The following is a 20,695-nucleotide window of genomic DNA, read 5'->3' as shown; positions in this document are numbered from 1 at the left end:
ATAATTAGAATCTACGGTTGTGGCAATGATAAGGTGGATCACTTATTCCATAGTTCCCATGACTTTTCTGCTTGGTGTACCAGCATTTGATAGCCATTGCTCACACGTGCACCTTGCTGCTGGCCTTTTTTCATAAAAAGAGTCAAGCTAGGATTATAGACCAAGTCATACAATACATGATTGCTGGTTAGATGTTTATAGGGAATGGCAGGACACTGGTCATTATCTGGATGTGTCCCTACTGGCGTGGTATTCACGATTAATTGAACTTGTGACACCACATCTTTATTGAGCGACGCATATCCTATGGTGTGATCATCCTGCGGATTCCTACTCACCTTCAAATAAGGAATTTGCAATGCTTCCAGAGTATAAGCAATTGCTTTTGAGGCACCACCAGTTCCCAGGATAAGTGCGTTACCCGTAATGGGTAGAAATGGCTCCAGTGACTTACCAAAACCGTAGGCATCAGTATTGTGGCCGGTCCAGACGTTATCTTCAATCACCACTGTATTGATTGCACCTATCGCAGCCGCTTCCTCATTGACATGATCAACGATCTGGAGCATATTTTCCTTATAGGGAATCGTCACGTTCAGACCTCTAATGATCTCGTTCTTGCCGTTAGTGGTGCGTTGTTGTTTGTTGTAGAGCACGCTTTCGCGAAAGCGTACTAATTCATCCACACTGCTAATTTCAAAATTGCGGTACTCATGATCGTCCAGTCGTAACTTTTCAAACTTCTCACCGAAATAAGCTCGGGAAAAACTATAGTCCAACCGCGCGCCTATCAGGCCAAAAACACTAGGCGGGATTTGCTCTGTTTCCATAATGATCCAATAAATATACGATGGCAAAACCAACGCCGATTAATAGTATGGCGACCCATGTGTGACCGCTAGTAATGGAAGGCCAGTAACGCTGATAATTCTCTACGATCCTGTTGCCATTATTATCTAATAAGGCGATCCCAAGCTCGTTAATTTTGAAAACCTCACGTTTCCATGGCCAGACAACGCCCAGCGAACCAGTGATAAATCCAATGATAGTTGCATTAGTCTCGTCCCTATAATGCTTGAACGTCCAGCCCAGTAGATGAGAAAAACTGATCAATCCAGCTATCGATCCACCAACAAAAACGAGAAGTATAAGCAACAACTCTGTTTGCATTGGATCATACCACCAGGTAAAATCTCCCTGCAGTGATAAAACGACCGCATTAAGAAAAGCATTGACACTATCAACCATTAATAACACATAGTTCCCAAATAAAATGAGCAGATAACTACCACTCAAACCTGGCAAAGTCATACCAGATATACTCACCATACCGCAAAAGAAAACGAAGAAAAGGTTGGTGTTTTGTGTTGCAGGATCGAGTAGGGAAGTACCTATACCGACCAGTGCGCCAACCATTAAAAACATGACTTTCCTGCTGGTCCAGTCTTCATAACTGCGCGTTAGGTAATAAATGGATCCTAGAATCATTCCAAAAAACGCTGACCAGACCAAAATTGGGAAGTAGGAGATGAGCACGTCAAATCCCAAACTCACTGTGAAATAACTGATCAATTCACCAAGAATTAGTAGTCCTAAAAACCTTCCATTGATGTAGTACATGAAACTGCGCAATCGACCAGAAGCAAGTAGTTTGAGTGCTTTAAAATTTAGTTTTTGAAAAGAGTAGATGAATTCCTCATAAAATCCAGCAACGTAAGCAACGATACCGCCGCTAACTCCAGGAACCTTGTTTGCGGTTCCCATTGCCATTCCTTTGAGGACTAAATAGAATTTATCACTAAGGTTACGTGTAGGTTGCCGCACTTATGCTGGTTTTTTAACTGCCCATTGTTCTAAGATAAGAATAAGCAGGAAACCAATGACAACGAGCACACAAACCCATAATATTTGAGGATCACCAGCAAAATTTTGAGGTAGTATACTCTTCTCCAAAAACGGAACTTCGAGGCCTTTTGAATTCATTCTGGTGCTCAATACCTCTTTCCACGGCCATAATTTATTGAGTGAACCAATCATAAAACCAGTAAGTAAGGCTAAAGTGAGATTTTTCTTGTTTTCAAAAAGCCAGGTCAACGCTCTAGAAAATAATTTGATTCCTAAAATCGCACCTACACCAACGAGTGCCAGATTACCAAGGTTGCTGAAAACTCTGGACCATTCACCAGCTAACAATGACTCAATCAATCCTGTAATTGAATTGAGAACGGTTTGATAACTTCCCAAGAGCAACAATAAAAATGCACCCGAAACTCCTGGTAGAATCATTGCGATGATGGCAATGAATCCAGAAAATAAAAGATACCACCAGCTATCTGGTGCTCCTAAAGGCTCTGCTATAGTGATGAAATAGGAGATGACACTACCCGCGATAATAGCAACAATAGCTAATGCATTCCAGCGATCGATTTGTTTACCTATGTAGAGTATGCTAGCCAGCACCAAACCAAAGAAAAATGCCCATACCAGAACCGGATAGGTTTCCAGTAGATGAGTAATTAATTTGGATAGGCTTAAAACACTAATGGCAATTCCCAACAATAGAGAAATCAAAAAAGCTAGATTGTATTTTACCAGCGTGGCTGTCCAACCTATTCTAAAGAAATCTTTGAGGACAGCAAAGCTTAAATTGTCAATGGTTTTGATAAGCTCCTCATAAATTCCTGTTATGAAAGCAATGGTTCCACCAGAGACTCCAGGAACAACATCTGCCGCACCCATCATCATTCCTTTAAGAGTTACACTTAGGTTTTTTTTAAAGGACATGAGAGTATTTAATAGCGGTTATCGTTACTACCTATGAATTGTTTGCGTGCGATCTGGACCTACACTTACAATCTTGATAGGAATTTCTAACTCTTTTTCTAAAAAGTCGATGTACTCGTTAAGCTCCTTAGGAAATTGAGAAGGATCTGTCATTTTAGTCAGATCTTCTTTCCAGCATGGGAACGACTTATAGACTGGAGTTACATTTTCAGGTTCAATGTTGTACGGCAAGTGCTGGATTTCTTCACCTTTGAATTTGTAGGCGGTACAAACTTTAAGCTCTTTAAATCCTGATAGGACATCGCCTTTCATCATCATTAATTGGGTAACACCATTGACTTGGCAGGTATACTTTAAAGCTACAAGATCCAACCATCCACAACGTCTAGGACGACCCGTTACTGCGCCAAATTCATGACCAACCTTAGCCATTTTTGCGCCAACTTCGTCAAACAACTCTGTTGGGAAAGGACCGCTACCAACTCTTGTGGTGTACGCTTTAAAGATTCCGTAGACTTCACCTATTTGATTGGGAGCAACACCTAATCCTGTACAGGCTCCTGCTGCTGTGGTATTTGATGATGTTACAAACGGGTAAGTTCCAAAATCAATATCGAGTAAGGATCCCTGAGCACCTTCTGCTAGGATGCTTTTTCCATTTTTTTGCGCTTGCTGCAAATATTCTTCAGAATCAATAAAGGTTAATTCTTTCAAGCGTTCTACAGCGGCAAAGAACTCTCTTTCCATCTCGTTAAGATCGTATTGAATATCTACATCATGGAAGCTAATCAACGCTTCATGCTTATTAGCCAGCGCACGATATTTGTCTTTCCAGGTATCCATTTCAAGATCGCCTATACGTATCCCATTACGGCCTGTTTTGTCCATGTATGTTGGACCTATTCCTTTAAGCGTAGAACCAATTTTTGCTTTGCCTTTTGAAGTTTCAGAGGCTGCATCAAGCAATCTGTGCGTTGGTAAGATGACATGTGCCTTTCTGGAAATGATTAATTTCTTCTTATAATCAATATTAAATTGATCCAATCCGTCTAGCTCCTGAACAAAAACCACCGGATCGATAACAACACCGTTTCCAATCACATTGATAGAATCCTCGTGAAAAATCCCAGAAGGGATCGTTCTTAAAACATGTTTAATACCATCAAATTCTAAGGTGTGTCCGGCATTCGGGCCACCTTGAAATCTAGCGATGATGTTATAGTTTGAAGTAAGTACGTCTACAATCTTTCCTTTTCCCTCGTCGCCCCATTGAAGACCGAGCAATAGATCTACTGCCATTATTTTTTGTTTTCGGTTGTGTTTTTGACGCCGTAAAAATATAAAGAATGGCTGGCAATCTTGACATCAAACACCTCTTCAATTGTCTTTTTTATCGACTCAATTCTAGGGTCACAAAACTCAATAACCTCGTTGGTATCTTGAATGATCAAATGATCATGCTGCCTGTCAAAATAAGACTTCTCATAATGAGATTGATTCTGACCAAATTGATGTCTACGTACAAGTCCACAATCCAATAATAATTCGATCGTATTATAAAGCGTAGCGCGACTTACACGGTAATTTTGCTCTTTCATTTTGATATAGAGAGACTCCACATCAAAGTGTTCTTCACTGGCATAGATCTCATCCAGAATGGCATAACGTTCCGGAGTTTTTCTATGCTTGTTATCGCTTAGAAATTGGGTAAAAACCCCTTTTACTATTTCTTGTTCTCTCTCTAGATTGTTGATAATTTCTTTCATTTGATCATGATCTGGTTACCTTGTCGATACCATTAATTTTATTCAAGTTCTGCATGAGCTTTGTCAGCATATTGATATTGGGGACTACGACTGTAATTTGCCCTTTAAAAACACCGTCGTCACTAGTAAAGCTTATATTTCTAATGTTGACATGCATGTTTTCAGAAATTAGCTGGGTGATTTGTTGAACAAGTCCCATACGATCAATGCCTTCCAGCTTGAGATCTGCGCGATGTTCTTTCTGAGAAGAGTCAATCCATTTTGCTGAAATAATCCTGTACGCATATTTACTTTGCAGACTTATCGCATTTGGGCAGTTGTTCTTATGAACCTTGATTCCTTCACTCACCGTTGTAAACCCAAAAACCGAATCACCAGGAATAGGGTTGCAACATTTGGACAGTGTATAATCTAAGGTTGCTTGTTCTTTACCAAAAACCAATTCATCATAGTTCTGGGTAACTTCTTCTTTGTATAAATCAGTATTCTCTTCCTTCTTGCGCATTTTGCTCTTGAAGAAAGAATACAAGGCATTGCTACGACTGTTAGCATATTCCTTGATCATTTTATTATCAATGTTTCCTGAACCGACTCTATAGAATAAGTCTTGGCTGGTTTTCATTTTAAAGTAAGTCACCATCTCATTGACGGTATTCTCATCCAGCTTTATCTTTTGGGATTTAAGCTTGCGGGTTAGAATAACTTTACCTTCTGCAGCAATGTCTTTCTGATCTTCTTTTAAGGCGCTTTTGATCTTTGATCTTGCCCGTGCGGTCGTTGCATAGTCCAACCAGTTTTTGGTTGGCTTTTGATTATCGCTGGTAATCACATCTACCTGGTCACCACTATTAAGCGTATGTGATAGTGGTACCAGTTTTCCATTCACTCTAGCACCGCGAGTATGCAATCCAACCTCTGTATGAATAGCAAAAGCAAAGTCAAGAGGCGTTGCTCCTTTTGGCAATGATTTGAGTTCGCCTTTAGGCGTAAAAACAAAAATCTCTTTGCTGTAGAGATTCAGCTTGAATTGCTCTACAAAGTCAATCGCATTGGATTCAGAGTTTTCTAGAGCCTCCTGTAGGCGGTTGAGCCATTCATCCAGTCCATCTTCCTCATTTCCCTGTTTGTATTTGTAGTGGGCTGCATATCCTTTTTCTGCGATCTCATGCATACGTTCACTACGAATCTGGACTTCTACCCAGCGGCCGTCAGGACCCATGACGGTAATGTGTAGCGCTTCATAGCCTGTTGATTTAGGTGAGCTTATCCAGTCTCTCAAACGAACTGGATTAGGTCTAAAGTGGTCTGTAACGACACTGTATATTTTCCAAGCTAGAAACTTCTCGTTAGCTCTATCGCTTCTAAAAACAATGCGAACAGCAAACTTATCATAGACCTCATCAAAACTTACATTTTGCTTGAGCATCTTGCGACGTATGGAAAAAACCGATTTAGGTCTACCTTTAATGTAATATTCCAGTCCTTCTTTGTGTAGACTGTCATCAATTATAGAGCTGAATTGCCTGATGTATTCATCCTGCTGCTCCTTGCTTTCCTTTATGGACGTCTGAATATCTTGAAATACCTCAGGTTCTGTGTATTTGAGACCCAGATCTTCAAGTTCTGTTTTAATGTTGTAAAGTCCTAACCTATGGGCAATAGGTGCATAGATGTAGAGCGTCTCGCTCGCAATTTTTACCTGTTTTGCAGGCGGCATGCTGTCCATGGTCTGCATATTATGCAACCGGTCTGCAATCTTGATAATGATAACTCGCACATCATCATTGAGCGTCAACAACATCTTACGGAAGTTCTCTGCCTGGGAAGAGATATCTGCATCGTTTTTGAGATGCATGATTTTAGTCAATCCATCGACGATACGAGCAATCGTTGGATTGAAAAGTTCCTCGATATCTGCCAGCGTGTATTGGGTATCTTCAACAACATCGTGTAGTAGCGCAGCGGCGATTGCAGTGGCATCCAGGCCTATTTGCTTGGCCACTATTTTGGCTACGGCAATGGGATGAAAGATATATGCTTCACCAGATTTGCGACGTTGTGGAGCATGAGCATCTACCGCGATGTCAAACGCCTTTCTAATCAGCTTCTTGTCATCGCTCGACAAGGCTTGATAGCTTATTTTAAGCAACTCCTTGTATTCCTTGGCAATGCGCTTATTTTCCTCTTTTACGGCAGCTTCTGTCATTATAGTAAAAATACATTAGTTTGTGACATCCACCAATACTTACGAGAGCAGTATGTGAGAATGATGAGTTCGCTTTCGCGAAAGCGAGCAATTTTAAGACCACATCGTTAAACGACTTAAATCATACTAAAACCGAATGTTTTTCCTACATTTAATTAATTATGAGTAGATTTGAAACCCCTTTGAATACAGATAGATACAAAACTAATTTGATATGAAAAAGGTACTCATCAAGCATAAGTCCCTACTTAGAAGTAATACCAGATTACCTGAATCAGATCTAAAGGAGTTGATCAATAGATTTAGAAAAGCATCTGAACAGGCGATTCACAAGAATTCCTTTTCTTATCTGCTCAATCTGCATACTTTGAAGTATGAATTTGTCAGCGATTCTTGCGTCGCTTTTACAGGAGTAACTCCGTTAGGATTTAAGCAGAAGGGGCTTGATATTCTCCCTATTATTATGGAACCAGCCGATTTAGAAAAACTGGGTCAATCTTTGTTTCCAGAAATGGAAACCGCCTATAAAGCAATGAATAAAAAAGACAGGTCAAACGCTATGTTTGAACTTTATTATCGCTTTAAAGGACATTCTGGCCAAGATCCCGTATCTATTGTAGAATATACTTCTTATACCAATTATGATGAAAACGGAGAGCCAACTGCATCTACAGGCGTTTGTTATGAGTCTGCGCTTAAAATGAATGGCGTGCGAGGTATCGTTCGGCTACAAACAACCACTGGTCAGGAATTGATCTATGATCGCATGATCCTGCACGATCTGGAAATGCTTACCACCACAGAATTAAAGCTCGCCGAACTTCTTTCAAAAGGAAGCACTAAAAAGGATATCGCAGATGAACTGAACGTGTCCATTCATACGGTTAAAACCCATTTCAAAAACATCTATAAAAAACTTAACGTGAGTAGTGCCACCGAGTTGCTCAATCAATTATATTCCAATTAGATACTTCATCGCTGCAAGGTTCTTTCAAAGATCTACCTTTTTAGTTCTATGTAATGATCCAATAACGAGTTCGTTTTTTTCTGGATTTGGTTTTTCATAAAAGAGGACCAGCCCATTAAAAGACCGCTTACACCTAGTGCCTGTCTAGACCATTTCGATAGATTGAAAGAATCAACATGGTTAACAATCTCACCGTCCGCCAACTTAAAATTAGCCGTGACGTGATTTGTAACCGGCCTTTTGTTAGATCCATTTAGATAATTAGCTGTCCATTGGACTTTACCATATGTGGGTGTGGCCTCAATAATTTTATAGGAAATTTTCACTTGGTTATTTTTGGAAAACAACATGTGCCACATCGATATTGCATGTTCACCGTGTAAATCTCCAAATACTGGATCTTTAAAATGGCTGTTGTCTTTATATAGCGCAGTCATGTTGCTGGCATTAGCATTCTTCAATCCTTTATAGAATTGGGTCAATAAAGTTTTAGTGTCCATGACGGTATAGAAGAAATGCATTTGAAACATACCTAATCAATTAAAACAAAGGGAAGAAATTGGTTGGGATTACATGGCAATTCCATTGACTAAAACTTTTAGAAATTGATGCTCCATAGATTTTGACTATGGATGGTTCTGTTTAATCTTTCCAAATCCTGCATCGTTGGCTTTTAAATAAAATATATTTGAGAAGTAAGTAACTCATTAAAATTATATTATGGATAACAAAAATCATCATGACAAGGGTGCGGCAAATTCAAACGTTTGGGAAATAAACGATCCTAGCGCAGCGGCAAAATGTCCTTTCATGGGCGGCGCACCTTCCAGTACTGCTGGTAGTGGTACTACAAATAAAGAATGGTGGCCCAACGCTCTCAAATTAAATATACTTAGACAAAATGCTCCTAAATCTGACCCGTTAGATGAGACTTTTGATTATTCAACTGCTTTTAAAAGTCTAGATCTTGAGGCTTTGAAGAAAGATCTTAAAAATTTAATGACAGATTCCCAGGAATGGTGGCCAGCAGATTACGGTCACTATGGTGGATTAATGATACGTCTTGCCTGGCATAGTGCTGGAACCTATCGTATAGGAGACGGTCGTGGTGGTGCTGGAACAGGAAACCAGCGTTTTGCACCGTTGAACAGCTGGCCAGATAATGGAAATCTTGATAAAGCCAGATTATTATTATGGCCTATCAAGAAAAAATATGGACAGAAAATCTCTTGGGCAGATCTATTGATTCTAGCCGGTAACATGGCGATAGAGTCTATGGGATTGAAATTGAAAGGTTTTGCTGGTGGTCGTACAGACACTTGGGAACCTGAACAGGATATTTATTGGGGTTCTGAAACAGAATGGATGGGCAACGAGGCTCGTTATGCAGAAGGTGATCTAGAAGCACCTCTAGGAGCTACCCATATGGGATTGATCTATGTAAATCCTGAAGGTCCCAACGCAAACCCAGATCCAATAGGTTCTGGACATGATATAAGAGAGACATTTGGTCGTATGGCCATGAATGATGAGGAAACTGTGGCATTGGTAGCTGGTGGACACACCTTTGGTAAAGCGCATGGTGCGGCAGACCCTGAAGAATATGTAGGATCTGAACCGGAAGGTGCCCCTATGGCAGAAATGTCCAAAGGATGGAAAAACACCTACAAAACTGGTAAAGGAGATGATACTATTACGAGTGGACTGGAAGGAGCATGGACACCTAATCCTATTCAATGGGATCATGACTACTTCAAGGTATTGCTGGATTATGAATGGGAACTAACAAAGAGCCCTGCAGGTGCACACCAGTGGAGACCTACTGACGCGTCAAACGCGATGAAAGCACCTATGGCTGGCGATGCTTCAAAAACTCAAGATTTGATGATGTCCACTGCGGACATGGCACTTAAGATGGATCCAAAATACTTGGAAATCTCAAAGCGTTTTAGAGCAAATCCAGCTGAATTTGAGGACGCTTTCGCGAAAGCGTGGTTCAAATTAACCCATAGGGACATGGGACCAAAAGCATTGTACCTAGGAGCAGACGTTCCTGCAGAAGACTACAAATGGCAGGATCCTATCCCAGAAGCAACATATGACATCATAGAGCCAAAAGATATTGAAAACTTAAAATCAAAAATCTTAGATTCTGGATTATCGGTTTCTGAATTGGTGAGCACTGCGTGGGCATCTGCCTCTACGTACCGTCATTCTGACAAGCGTGGTGGTGCAAACGGTGGACATATCAGACTAGCGCCACAAAGCCATTGGGAAGTTAATAATCCTAAGCAGTTGCACAAAGTGCTAAACGCTCTTAAGGATATCCAATCAAGTTTTAATAAAGATGCTGATGGAAACAATAAAGTATCCATGGCAGACCTTATTGTTCTTGGAGGAACCGCTGCCGTTGAAAAAGCTGCTGCTGATGCAGGTCATGACATAAATGTAGAGTTTATGCCTGGACGTACAGATGCTTCTCAGGAACAAACTGATGTAGAATCCTTTGGATATCTAGAGCCTAAAGCAGATGCGTTTAGAAATTATATCGCAAACGGCCAGAATGCAGCAGGTGAGGAGTTGATGATTGATAGAGCAAATCTCATGTCCCTTTCCATACCAGAAATGAGCGTATTGGTTGGTGGTATGCGATCGTTGAACACCAATTATGATGGGTCCAAAACTGGAGTGTTCACAGATGCTCCTGGAACTTTGAATAATGATTTCTTTGTAGCCATCACAGATTTGGGAATCACTTGGAATGCCGTTTCATCTTCAGAACTTATGTTTGATGGTACGGATCGCAAAACCGGAGATACAAAATATCGTGGTTCAAGAGTGGACTTGATTTTTGGTTCGAATAGCGAATTAAGAGCCATAGCAGAAGTTTATGCTAGTGATGATGCTAAGGAGAAGTTTGTAAAAGACTTTGCAAAAGCATGGACTAAGGTGATGAACCTTGATCGTTTTGATCTAGTAGATCAATTCTAGAATAATCATTCAAAATGCAAAAGCCGATTCAGTAATGAATCGGCTTTTTTTGATTTATGGGAATTATTTTTTCATTAAAAATAGGTTTTCGATTTCCTCAAAACCCTTGATCTATAATTGTTTCTTTGCAAGTCTAAATTAGCAAATGAAATCACTCCAACTTATTCTTTCCCATTTAAAATACTTTGCTCCGGCATGGGTTTTTTCATCAGTCAATATTTTAATTGGAACCTGGATCCTTTATATCCCGCATATAAAACTCAAGTTTGGGCTCGATGATTCTGAAATAGGAATTGCGCTGTTTTTTACTGCCTGCGGTTTATTGATTTCTATACCATTGGTACCTATCATCAATGCAAAATTAGGAGCAGGTAAATCCACGAAATACGGTATTATAGGACTGGCGCTTTTGTATAATTTACCACTATTGGCTCCCAATTATTATATGCTTTGCGCCAGTTTGTTAGGAACAGGTTTATTCTCTGGATTTACAGGAACATCAATGAATGCGACCGTGTCAATCATTGAAAGCAAGGACCAGCAAAATTTCCTGTCTGCAGCCCATGGTTTTTTTAGTTTAGGTGGATTTATAGGAGCAGGAATAGGTAGTTTTCTGATCTTGAGCTTTACAGATCCTAGCTATCATATGCTGCTTATATCTAGTATCGTAATTATTACCACCCTATTCTTATCAAAATACTACACTCATATCACAGAAGATCCCAAAGATGAGAATACTCAAAGCGTCAATATCTTCAAAAATGTACGACCCGTACTCGGTTTATCCATCGTTGCATTTATAGTATTGTTTAATGAAGGTGCCGTAGAGCACTGGAGCAATTTATTTCTTTTTGATGTAGTCCATGTTACAGAAAGTCAAGCTGGATATGGATTTATCGTTTTCTCATTAACAATGACATTAGGTAGATTCTTGGGTGATGGAATAAGTAATAGGATAGGAGCGACTACCGTTATGGCTTATGGGTTCATACTTGCTGCCTTGGCTTATGGACTTATCTTGGCTTCAAACATCTATGTAAGCGTTTTAGGCTTTGGGATTTTAGGCCTTGGTATCTCAGTTATCATTCCTGAGCTTTTTAGGCTAGCAGGAAGAACGAAACGATTGAGTGCGTCGCTAGCAATATCAGTAGTATCAGGAATTGGATTTCTAGGTTTTCTAGTAGGACCAGTACTACTCGGGTTTATTTCAAATATCAGTAGCTTAACGATGAGCTACGTCTTTTTACTGGCTCTTGTTGTTCTAGCATTTCTACTGGTCATTTTTTGGCTCAGGACTAAATATAAATTGAGATAAGTATTCTAGTTTTAAGTATACCTGTTTGTTAATTCTAAAAGAAATTAGTTGTTGGATTGCGGACGGATTAGCAATTTCTAGTGGATCCGGACGTAGTTGAATCCGCCGTAATTGCGGTTATACATTGTTGGCTACAGTTTTTTATTTCGTTTCTGTTTAATTAATTCCATAAGTTCCCTTTTTTCATAAGGCATTTTCATTGTTCGGCGATTACTTATGAATCCGTAATCTGTCCACATCAATTCCGCTCCATCTTCAATGTCTTCATAAATCGGTAATAATTCTCCAATTCCGACAAATATTGATTCCATTTCGATTTTGTCAGAGTTTATGAAATTATAATTTTTTTCTTTTCCGAGTTTAACTGCTTTGTCAAATGCTTTTTCAGGAGAGTCAGCTTTTATTAAATGGTGATTTCCCCAAGTTGTTACTCTCCGTAAATCTTGTTTTTCATTGCGGTCGACTGGTTCGCATTTTTCAATAATTTCGACGATATACCAATTTCCTTTTTTGTTCGATATTTTTTCTTGGATTTTCATTTTCAAAATGTAGCCAACGGCAAAGGTATACTGCGTGTGAGGCGTTCCCTCGCATTTGGCTGTTACCTTTTCGTTATTGGTTTTGGATGATGAAGATATGCAATGTCATTGAATTATTGCCTCACGAGTAGCATCCTGCATCCAACGAGCGGAGCGAGATGAATGCATACCTCATGCGCTTTATACATCGTTCATGACTGTTGTTTGTGGCAGCGTGGTTGTTTTAGGTACAAACCAATTCTTACTCAAGACGTTGAATCACCGTTGCCGTTCAGGCCAATTGAGTAGATCGGGAGTCTTGAAAATTGGATTTTACCAAGCTTTGACTTTATGCTATCGGATGGATTTCGGTCAATTGATTTTTATGATATTTACTGGATCAAAATCCGATTTTCATCCTGTCTCCGTCGAGTGAGATAGCGAACGAGAAGAAGACAAAAAGCTACGGCCGCAGGCAATTGGCCTGAACGGTCGAGTATATGAAAAGTAGCGCTAATTTGCACGCTATCCATTCGGTTAAACTCAAGCCGAATTTTTAAATTTTACTATTTATCTTCCTTTTCTCAATAAGCCAAATTTAAAAATTTGGCGACCTCGCAAATACGCTGGAACCATTCGGTTTTGCTACAATTGCCCTATTGTTTTTATACGATGTTAGGCAACGTTTTTATTTCCGTAATGTTTTATTTCTTTCAGTTCATTTTCTTTTGCGTCCTGTTCTTCTTCGATATCATAATCGTCTTGAATTCCGAGCCAGAATTTTGCAGAATTGCCGAAATATTTGCTCAATCGTAAAGCTGTGTCGGCAGTTATTCGACGTTTTCCCTTTATAATTTCAGATATTCGAGTTTGCGGAATTTTCAAGTCCTTTGAAAGTCGGTATGCAGTAATTTCAAGCGGCTCAAGAAATTCAAAATTCAAAATTTCTCCTGGATGTACGTTTGCTAACTTTTTCATTATTTTACTTTTTTAGTGATAGTCGATTATTTCCACTTCGCTTGCGTTTCCGCTTTCCCAAATGAATATAATTCGCCATTGTTTGTTAATCCGAATACTATAAAACTTTTTTAATTTTCCAGTCAGTTTTTCAAGTCGGTTAGAAGGCGGAATTCTCAAATCAGCAATATCTTGTGAATTATTCAACATTCTTAATTTTCGACGTCCAACGTTCTGTATTTCAATCGGCATTTTTTTAACTCGGATTCCGTTCCAAATTTGTTCGGTTTGTTTCGAGCCAAAAGAAATAATCATAGTTTTGTTTTGCGTTACTAACGTCAAAGATAAGTAAATTTCTAAATGTTTGCAGAATTTTTTTCAAATGTTGCTTAACCGCAAAGGTATAATTCGTTTGAGGCGTTCCCTCACATTTGGCTGTTACCTTGCCTTGTTTAGTTTTGTTAGATGAAGATATGTAATGTCATTGAATTATTGCGCCACGAGTAGCATCCTGCATGCTACCAGCGCAGCGAGAGGAATGCATACCTCATGCACTTTATACATTGTTCATGACTGTTGTTTGTGGCAGCGTGGTTGTTTTAGGTACAAACCAATTTTTACTCAAGGCGTTGAATCGCGGTTGCCGTTTCTGTCTCCGACGAGCGAGGTAGGAGCGAGAGGAAGACAAAAAGCTACGGCCGCAGGCAATTGGCCTGAACGTGATTGTATAAGATTAGTTGCGTGTTTTGAGCAACTCATTTAGCAAATACAAGCCGATTAAAAAGGCTACGAGGGTTTTCGTAAGTAGGGTTGCACTAGCAATTAATTTTATACGGTGTTAGCTGCTGTGGTTTTTATTTATTTCTAGTTAAATCTAGTCTTATTTTTTTCTTATTTAGAAATACTTTACTGATATACACATCGATTCCTTGTCCAATTTTCATGTTTTCAATAAAATTAGCATATTCATGTCCTGCTTTATAAAGACTTTCTTTTGGTAGAATCCCGACAATTGAATGGTCAATTTCTACTTTAACGAAATGCTCATGCACTTGTAATACTTTTCCATTAAATTCCTGGCCTCTAGGAAGTAGTTTATGAATTTCTGGCCAAGGGTTACTAATAATGTCCTTTTTACTACAGATTACTTGAAAATTCTCATTATCAATCTCATTCACTTTTACTTCAAGTTCTTTTCCTTTAAAATCTGAAATTTCATCAACAGTGAGTGCAAACCAAGAAATTTCATTTTCTGGGATTAACACAACCAAATTGTTATATTCACCATATAAATTACCAAATGAAGTAGAATTAACCATAACTACTATTCTTTCATCGATAGTTGGTTTTTCATTTATAAGCCATGGGTTTTCTGTTTCAATTTTTCTTGACAATAAAATGGTACCAGTTATGAAGTCAATATTATTGACTTTGAATTTGTACTCAGTATTTATTTCTAAGTGTTCTCGACAGTCATTAGCTATTCCCCAGCAACATTCATTTTTCTTTACGTAAGCACGTAAACCTAAAAGATTTACTAATGCTTCTTTTTCAGACAAATCTTCTACAATTCCATCATAAATTTTTCCTTCTGTAATTTCATTTGCTTCAATACGAGCTTTAAAGCTTAATGATCCAGAAATTTGATTTGTAGACAGAATGGCTATTTTGAAGTTTTCTTTTGTTTTATTACTATCTATTCCAAAATCTATTGTATTTACAATCTTTACTAAGTTTATTGATTCATGACTTTCTATTGTTTTAATAATTCTTTTAAAAAAGTCATAACTATTAGGAAATGATATTAAATAGATCGATTCACATCCTTTATCTATTTTCATTCTTAGTCTCCTTAAATAAGGTCTAAGACCCTGTGAGTTTGCTCTGCTAGTTTTTGCTAAAAGTATTGTCCCAACTTTAAAAGGACCACTAATATAATTCAATTCAATTTCCGATCCTTTTTCTCGATTAACGATATCTAATAGGTATTTAATAAAGTTTAAAGTTTCATTTGAGTAATTTTTATAGTCAGATTCTGAATATAGTTCATCTCCTACTAATTCAAGTTCATTTAGAAATATAGATGTAAAAATTCCATGTTTATCTAATTCTATTAGTTTTGGCAATACATCAGTAATTTGGGCTTCTGCAATTGTTTCTGGATCAAGGAAGTGTCTTTTAAAAATTGCTTTGCCGTGACGTCCTAGCTTGCCAGCTAAGTTTTTCATTATTGTTAAATCAATTGCTGTAGATATATGAGCATCAATATTTGAACGTATTAGAGGACAAATTACATGTGGCAATGCAACTTTTGATGCACTTAAGATATTCCTTGTTTGATCTTCCTCATTTCTTATTCTTAATATTAGTGTGCCATTATTTTTAAAAATAGGATCTTTACTTTTTCTTACCCATTTGACTTTAAATTTAGTATTCGGATTTTGAATTAAATAGCTGTATATATTTTTATTAAAAAAACCGTTTAGTGATGCATTTATTTCACTAGAAATGTAAGATTTAGAGAACCATTTAAAAAGACGAAAAAAAGGTTTGGTGATTAGGGATTTTAATTTGTCAGCTCTAGTCGAATCCTGAACAATTAAGAAAACAATTACTAAAAGTAAGGTAGGAAGTAATCCTATCTTCAGTATTTCCTTTGCAACTTCATCCATTAAGGTGTGCTTTTTATGATTTCGCTAGCCAAACACTCTGGATTATTACAAATAATTTTCACTTCTTTATTAATAGATATTAGACCTCCAAGATTATTCATTTGAATAACTTCTTCACAATTTAAACAATTAATGTTTTCATCTACTAATTCAGAATAAAGTCCAAGTTCTTTAAGAACATCTATTAAGTCATTGTCATGAATTGCTGGTATGTCTACATTCTTTTTCATTATAACTTAATAACCATTAAATTTAAGTCAGTATTGTTCGGGTAATGTTAAATTATTCTAATTTTTGGCTTATAATCTCTTTTGCTAAAGATAAATAATCAAAATGACTTCATATAGCTATTTTTTTAGCCATTGCAGCTAACGGCAAAGGTATAATGCGTGTGAGGCGTTCCCCTTCATTTGGCTGTTACCTTGCCTTAATTGTTTTAGGTTGATGAAGATATGCAATGTCATTGAATTATTGCCTCACGAGTAGCATCCTGCATCCTACGAGCACAGCGAGAGGAATGCATACCTCATGCGCTTTATACATTGTTCATGACTGTTGTTTGTGGCAGCGTGGTTGTTTTAGGTACAAACCAATTCTTACTCAAGGCGTTGAATCACGGTTGCCGTTTCTGTCTCCGACGAGCGAGGTAGGAGCGAGAGGCAGACATAAGAGTAGATCGGGAGTCTTGAAAATTGGATTTTACCAAGCTTTGGCTTCACGCAATCCGACAGGTTTAGGTCAATTGATCTTTATGATATAGACTGGATTAAAATCCGATTTTCATCCTGTCTCCGACGAGTGAGATAGCGAACGAGAGGAAGACAAAAAGCTACGGCCGCAGGCAATTGGCCTGAACGGTTTTGTATAAGATTAGTTGCGTTGTTTAAGCACTTAATTTAGCAAATAATAACCGAATTGCAAATACGCGAGGATTTTCGTAAGTAGGCTTGCACTAGCAATTAATTTTATACGGTGTTGTACACTGGCTTTAGTTCAATATATATATTAATGAAAAAATTGAAATAAAAATCCACAAAGTTAGTGCGAATACAATGGGTTTCATTCCTGTAGATTTCAAATCTTTTATAGAAATGGTAGAACCTACAAGAAACAATGTTATTATTAATAATCGTTTAGCCATTAATACAATAAAATTAGTAGCTGGTTCAGGTAAAATATGGTAACTATTAATAATAATCGCAATAATAAATAAAACAATAAAGTAAGGAATTTTTATTTTTTCTCCTTTTGTTTTGAATAGAAACATTGAAAAAATTGATAAAGGGATAATCCACAAAGTTCTAGATAGTTTTACTGTTGTTGCTATTCTCAAGGCTTCGTCTCCATAACCTAGCGCAGCTCCGACTACCGAACTTGTATCGTGTATAGCAATAGCACACCATAAGCCAAATTGTTCTTGTGTTAAATTTAGAAAATGACCGACTGCAGGAAACACAAACAACGCAATAGAGTTTAATAGAAATACGATACCTAAAGCAATACTTATAGTTTTACTTTTAGCTTTAATTACTGGGGAAATTGCAGCAATTGCGCTTCCACCACAAATTGCTGTTCCAGATGTAATTAGATGACCTAGTTTTAAATCTAACTTCAAAAGTCTTGTTAACAACAAACCTAACGATACGGTTAAAAATATTGAATATATAGTTAAACTTAATCCCTCTTTACTTGTTTCCAAAGTTTCTTTGATAAACATCCCAAAGCCCAGCCCTACAACCGAAATTTTTAGAAAATAATGAATTGCTTTATGACTGTATGCTTTAAACGGATTATTGAAAATAAGTGTATATACAAAACCAAGTAACAATGCAGTTGGACTGTTTATAATGCCTAAAAGGGCAATAATAATTATAAGGAAGTAAACTATTTTTGAAAAAATCTCTTTCATATCATTTAGTATTATTTGATACAAAAGTAGATTGAATTAATAACCTTTAAGCAAATTAATTAGTTATTTGAGATAACTAAAAGTTATAGTTAAGCCGAATATATTTTTCGAAATATTCCACGGTATTTGAAAGATAACCTGTTCTTTTTACAAAATAAAACCACCTTTCAATACTTAAATCTTTAATATCTATAATTTTGAGTTTATTATTTAACAAATCTTCAGTGATAGCACTAATTGAAAGAAGTGCATAATCATCAGAATTGTATAAATAATTTTTAATAGCTTCAGTACTGTTTAAAGTTACTGCTACATTAAGCTTTTTGATATTATTTTCCAATAAAAATTTATTAATAATTACTTTAGTTCCAGAACCTTTTTCACGTTCAATCATTGGAATTCTTTGCAACTTTTCGATATCGATACTTCCTTTTTTAAAAGAATTATTATTAACATTGGTTACGAGGACAATTTCATCTTTAATAAATTTTTCAAATTGTAATTTTGGATTCGAAATACTTCCTTCAGTAATTCCGAAATCAATTTCCTGATTCAAAATTAAATTTTCAATATTTTCAGAATTATTACTGATTATGTTAAAATTTGTTTCAGGAAATTGTACTCTAAACTTCGCAATTATTTTAGGTATAATGTAGTTAGACAAGGTTGTGCTTACTCCGAAGTTTATTAGTTTTGGGAAGGTTTCTTTCTTATGTAGAAACTGTTCGTCCATTTCAGAATAGATAGCTAAAATTTTATTAACGTATATAAGAAATGACTTTCCTTCCTTGGTCATTTCTATCGAGTTTCTTTTTCGAATAAATAACGTTGTTTTATATTCTTGCTCTAAATTTTTAATTGCCTTGGATATAGCAGGCTGTGAAATATACAATTGCTCGGCAGCTTTTGTGAAGCTTAAATGTTTAGCAACAATTTTGAATATATGTAACTTGGTTTTCATCAGCTTGTGTACAACGGCAAAGGTATAATGCGTGTGAGGCGTTCTCCTTCATTTGGCTGTTACCTTGCCTTAAATAGTTTTATCTTGATGAAGATATGCAATGTTATTGAATTGAAGCCTCGCGTTGAGCATTTGGAACGCCTCATGCGCTTTATACATTGTTCATGACTGTTGTTTGTGGCAGCGTGGTTGTTCCAGGTACAAACCAATTCTTGTTCAAGGCGTTTCACACCTTTGCCGTTCAGGCCAATTGAGTAGATTGGGAGTCTTGAAAATTGGATTTTACCAAGCTTTGGCTTTACGCTATCCGATAGATTTCGGTCAATTGATCTTTATGATATAGACTGGATTAAAATCCGATTTTCATAGCGGAGAGCTACGGCCGCAGGCAATTGGCCTGAACGGTCTTGTATATGGCTCGTAGCGTGCAAATTAGAAAATTATTTTCGGATTAAGCACAAGCCAGATTTTTAAATTTTACTATTTATCTTTTTTATTGGAAATCGTCAAATTTAAAAATTTGGCGACCTCGCAAATATACCTTAACTTCGTTTAAGTAACTAATTAGTTATGAGCTATATACGTTGTTGTGCGTAGGCTTTTATTCCAAGTTTGTTTCTATTAACTTTATTTTTTTACTATTCCAATTTAGAATAACACGATAATTACTAAAAAAAGCTGAACCTAATCTTTTACCCAAATATTGCTCTGAATATACTTTTTCGTTTTTTAGAGTAGTGTTTCCGAATTCAATATCATTAATTGTCCCTTTGTAAGATTCCCTTTTTACATCCTGACCTCCATAAATTCCAACAGTAGCGTAAGTTTTAAATTTTTTGAAATCTAAAATTTGACCATTTTCTATTTGCTTTTCAAATTCGGTAAATGGCATTACTATTCCTCCGTTATATCCAAAATCTACAGTAAAATTCCAAACTTTTTTTCCGTTCATTTTACAAGCAATAGAAGGTACTCCTGCAACACCAATAAATAACTTGTTTTCAATAATTTCTTTGGGTAAGTTTAATTTTGACTCATTATCAGTTATTGTAATTTGTTTTTTACCAAAATCAATATCCCAAATAGCGTGTTGCATTAAATTTGCTCCGATAAACCCATCAATATTTAAAGAAGACCACATCGGTATAGAATTAAAGTCATTTATTAAGGCCACTGTATCAACAAAATCTAAAGTTCCAATTTTGACTTTTTCTATTTTTGTATATTTATTTGCTTGTTTTTGATTAAAAACATCAGACGCTTTTACCGAATCAATAATTTTCAAATTTAATTTTTCTGCAAGTTTTTTTGATACAAGACTCGGTGTTCCTGTGTCTAAAATAAAATTATAATCCTTATTTTTTATGTTTGCTTGTACAATTATATAGCCATTTCTTATTTCGAAAGGTAAAGTAACTTTATAGTTTTCTTCAGCTGTTTCTCCTTCTTTAAGATATTTTGCGGCCTTATTGACTGAACAGCTACTAATTAAGATAATTGTTATTAAATAAATAAATACCCTTGTTAACTTCATATTTTTCAATTTTTAGATTCAGTTTTTTTAGCTTACGCACAACGTCTCTGTATATGAGCAGTGCGGGCGAAAATGGCTGTAGCCATTCGGTTGAGCACAAGCCGATTTTTACAAA

At 36.8% G+C, this 20,695-nt stretch carries 18 protein-coding genes; 3 read left to right on the top strand and 15 right to left on the bottom strand.

Going from position 1 to position 20,695, the window contains the following annotated elements:
• Positions 1-38 precede the first annotated feature (38 nt).
• Genes BLO34_RS04990 through BLO34_RS04965 form a run of 6 tightly spaced genes read right to left on the bottom strand, consistent with a single transcriptional unit; the run spans position 39 to position 6,756 of the window.
• Positions 39-830, bottom strand: coding sequence for a shikimate dehydrogenase family protein (locus BLO34_RS04990; RefSeq protein ID WP_090753121.1), 792 nt, complete (start codon positions 828-830; stop codon positions 39-41).
• Positions 805-1,824, bottom strand: coding sequence for a DUF368 domain-containing protein (locus tag BLO34_RS04985; protein ID WP_090753120.1), 1,020 nt, complete (start codon positions 1,822-1,824; stop codon positions 805-807). The genes BLO34_RS04990 and BLO34_RS04985 overlap by 26 nt, the downstream gene beginning before the upstream one ends.
• Positions 1,825-2,784: a DUF368 domain-containing protein gene (locus BLO34_RS04980; RefSeq protein ID WP_090753118.1), complete on the bottom strand. Its 960-nt coding sequence runs from the start codon at positions 2,782-2,784 to the stop codon at positions 1,825-1,827.
• Positions 2,785-2,811: 27 nt separating this feature from the next.
• Positions 2,812-4,083, bottom strand: coding sequence for an adenylosuccinate synthase (locus tag BLO34_RS04975; protein ID WP_090753117.1), 1,272 nt, complete (start codon positions 4,081-4,083; stop codon positions 2,812-2,814).
• The gene (locus tag BLO34_RS04970; RefSeq protein ID WP_090753115.1) at positions 4,083-4,550 is read right to left on the bottom strand and encodes a Fur family transcriptional regulator; all 468 of its coding nucleotides are present in this window, start codon (positions 4,548-4,550) and stop codon (positions 4,083-4,085) included. The genes BLO34_RS04975 and BLO34_RS04970 overlap by 1 nt, the downstream gene beginning before the upstream one ends.
• Positions 4,551-4,554: 4 nt before the next feature.
• Complete coding sequence (locus BLO34_RS04965) at positions 4,555-6,756, bottom strand: RelA/SpoT family protein (RefSeq protein ID WP_090753114.1); 2,202 nt, start codon at positions 6,754-6,756, stop codon at positions 4,555-4,557.
• A 214-nt stretch (positions 6,757-6,970) separates the two neighbouring features.
• On the opposite strand from BLO34_RS04965, the gene BLO34_RS04960 reads away from it, so the two are divergent.
• Positions 6,971-7,723, top strand: a complete 753-nt coding sequence (locus BLO34_RS04960) for a helix-turn-helix transcriptional regulator (RefSeq protein ID WP_090753112.1) — start codon at positions 6,971-6,973, stop codon at positions 7,721-7,723.
• Positions 7,724-7,755: 32 nt separating this feature from the next.
• On the opposite strand, the gene BLO34_RS04955 is transcribed toward BLO34_RS04960, so the two are convergent.
• Positions 7,756-8,253: a nuclear transport factor 2 family protein gene (locus BLO34_RS04955; protein ID WP_231959566.1), complete on the bottom strand. Its 498-nt coding sequence runs from the start codon at positions 8,251-8,253 to the stop codon at positions 7,756-7,758.
• Positions 8,254-8,443: 190 nt separating this feature from the next.
• Between BLO34_RS04955 and katG the strand changes: the two genes are divergently transcribed.
• Together katG and BLO34_RS04945 are read left to right on the top strand one after the other, a co-directional pair.
• Entirely contained in the window at positions 8,444-10,714 is a 2,271-nt protein-coding gene (gene katG, locus BLO34_RS04950; RefSeq protein ID WP_090753110.1) for a catalase/peroxidase HPI, read from the top strand.
• 145 nt (positions 10,715-10,859) lie between these two features.
• On the top strand, positions 10,860-12,029 hold the full coding sequence (locus tag BLO34_RS04945) for an MFS transporter (protein WP_090753109.1): 1,170 nt from the start codon (positions 10,860-10,862) through the stop codon (positions 12,027-12,029).
• Between the two features lie 131 nt (positions 12,030-12,160).
• Here BLO34_RS04945 and BLO34_RS04940 read toward each other — a convergent pair whose 3' ends face one another.
• The 8 genes from BLO34_RS04940 to BLO34_RS04905 form a co-directional block, all read right to left on the bottom strand.
• Complete coding sequence (locus tag BLO34_RS04940; RefSeq protein WP_090753108.1) at positions 12,161-12,568, bottom strand: DUF4288 domain-containing protein; 408 nt, start codon at positions 12,566-12,568, stop codon at positions 12,161-12,163.
• Positions 12,569-13,222: 654 nt separating this feature from the next.
• Complete coding sequence (locus BLO34_RS04935; protein ID WP_090753106.1) at positions 13,223-13,525, bottom strand: HigA family addiction module antitoxin; 303 nt, start codon at positions 13,523-13,525, stop codon at positions 13,223-13,225.
• A gap of 12 nt (positions 13,526-13,537) precedes the next feature.
• Complete coding sequence (locus BLO34_RS04930; protein ID WP_090753104.1) at positions 13,538-13,819, bottom strand: type II toxin-antitoxin system RelE/ParE family toxin; 282 nt, start codon at positions 13,817-13,819, stop codon at positions 13,538-13,540.
• 539 nt (positions 13,820-14,358) lie between these two features.
• A complete protein-coding gene (locus BLO34_RS04925; RefSeq protein WP_090753103.1) occupies positions 14,359-16,176 on the bottom strand; it encodes a S1 RNA-binding domain-containing protein in 1,818 nt (605 codons plus the stop codon).
• Positions 16,176-16,406, bottom strand: coding sequence for a hypothetical protein (locus tag BLO34_RS04920; protein WP_090753101.1), 231 nt, complete (start codon positions 16,404-16,406; stop codon positions 16,176-16,178). The genes BLO34_RS04925 and BLO34_RS04920 overlap by 1 nt, the downstream gene beginning before the upstream one ends.
• 758 nt (positions 16,407-17,164) lie before the next feature.
• Entirely contained in the window at positions 17,165-18,085 is a 921-nt protein-coding gene (locus BLO34_RS04915; protein ID WP_028284075.1) for a YeiH family protein, read from the bottom strand.
• A 76-nt stretch (positions 18,086-18,161) separates the two neighbouring features.
• Positions 18,162-19,046, bottom strand: a complete 885-nt coding sequence (locus BLO34_RS04910) for a LysR family transcriptional regulator (RefSeq protein WP_028284074.1) — start codon at positions 19,044-19,046, stop codon at positions 18,162-18,164.
• Between the two features lie 601 nt (positions 19,047-19,647).
• Positions 19,648-20,580: a retropepsin-like aspartic protease gene (locus BLO34_RS04905; RefSeq protein WP_090753099.1), complete on the bottom strand. Its 933-nt coding sequence runs from the start codon at positions 20,578-20,580 to the stop codon at positions 19,648-19,650.
• Positions 20,581-20,695 lie beyond the last annotated feature (115 nt).

This window comes from Nonlabens sp. Hel1_33_55 (assembly GCF_900101765.1).
GTDB lineage: Bacteria > Bacteroidota > Bacteroidia > Flavobacteriales > Flavobacteriaceae > Nonlabens.
The sequence above is the reverse complement of the archived record's forward strand: the minus strand, read 5'-3'. Positions and strand labels throughout refer to the sequence as shown.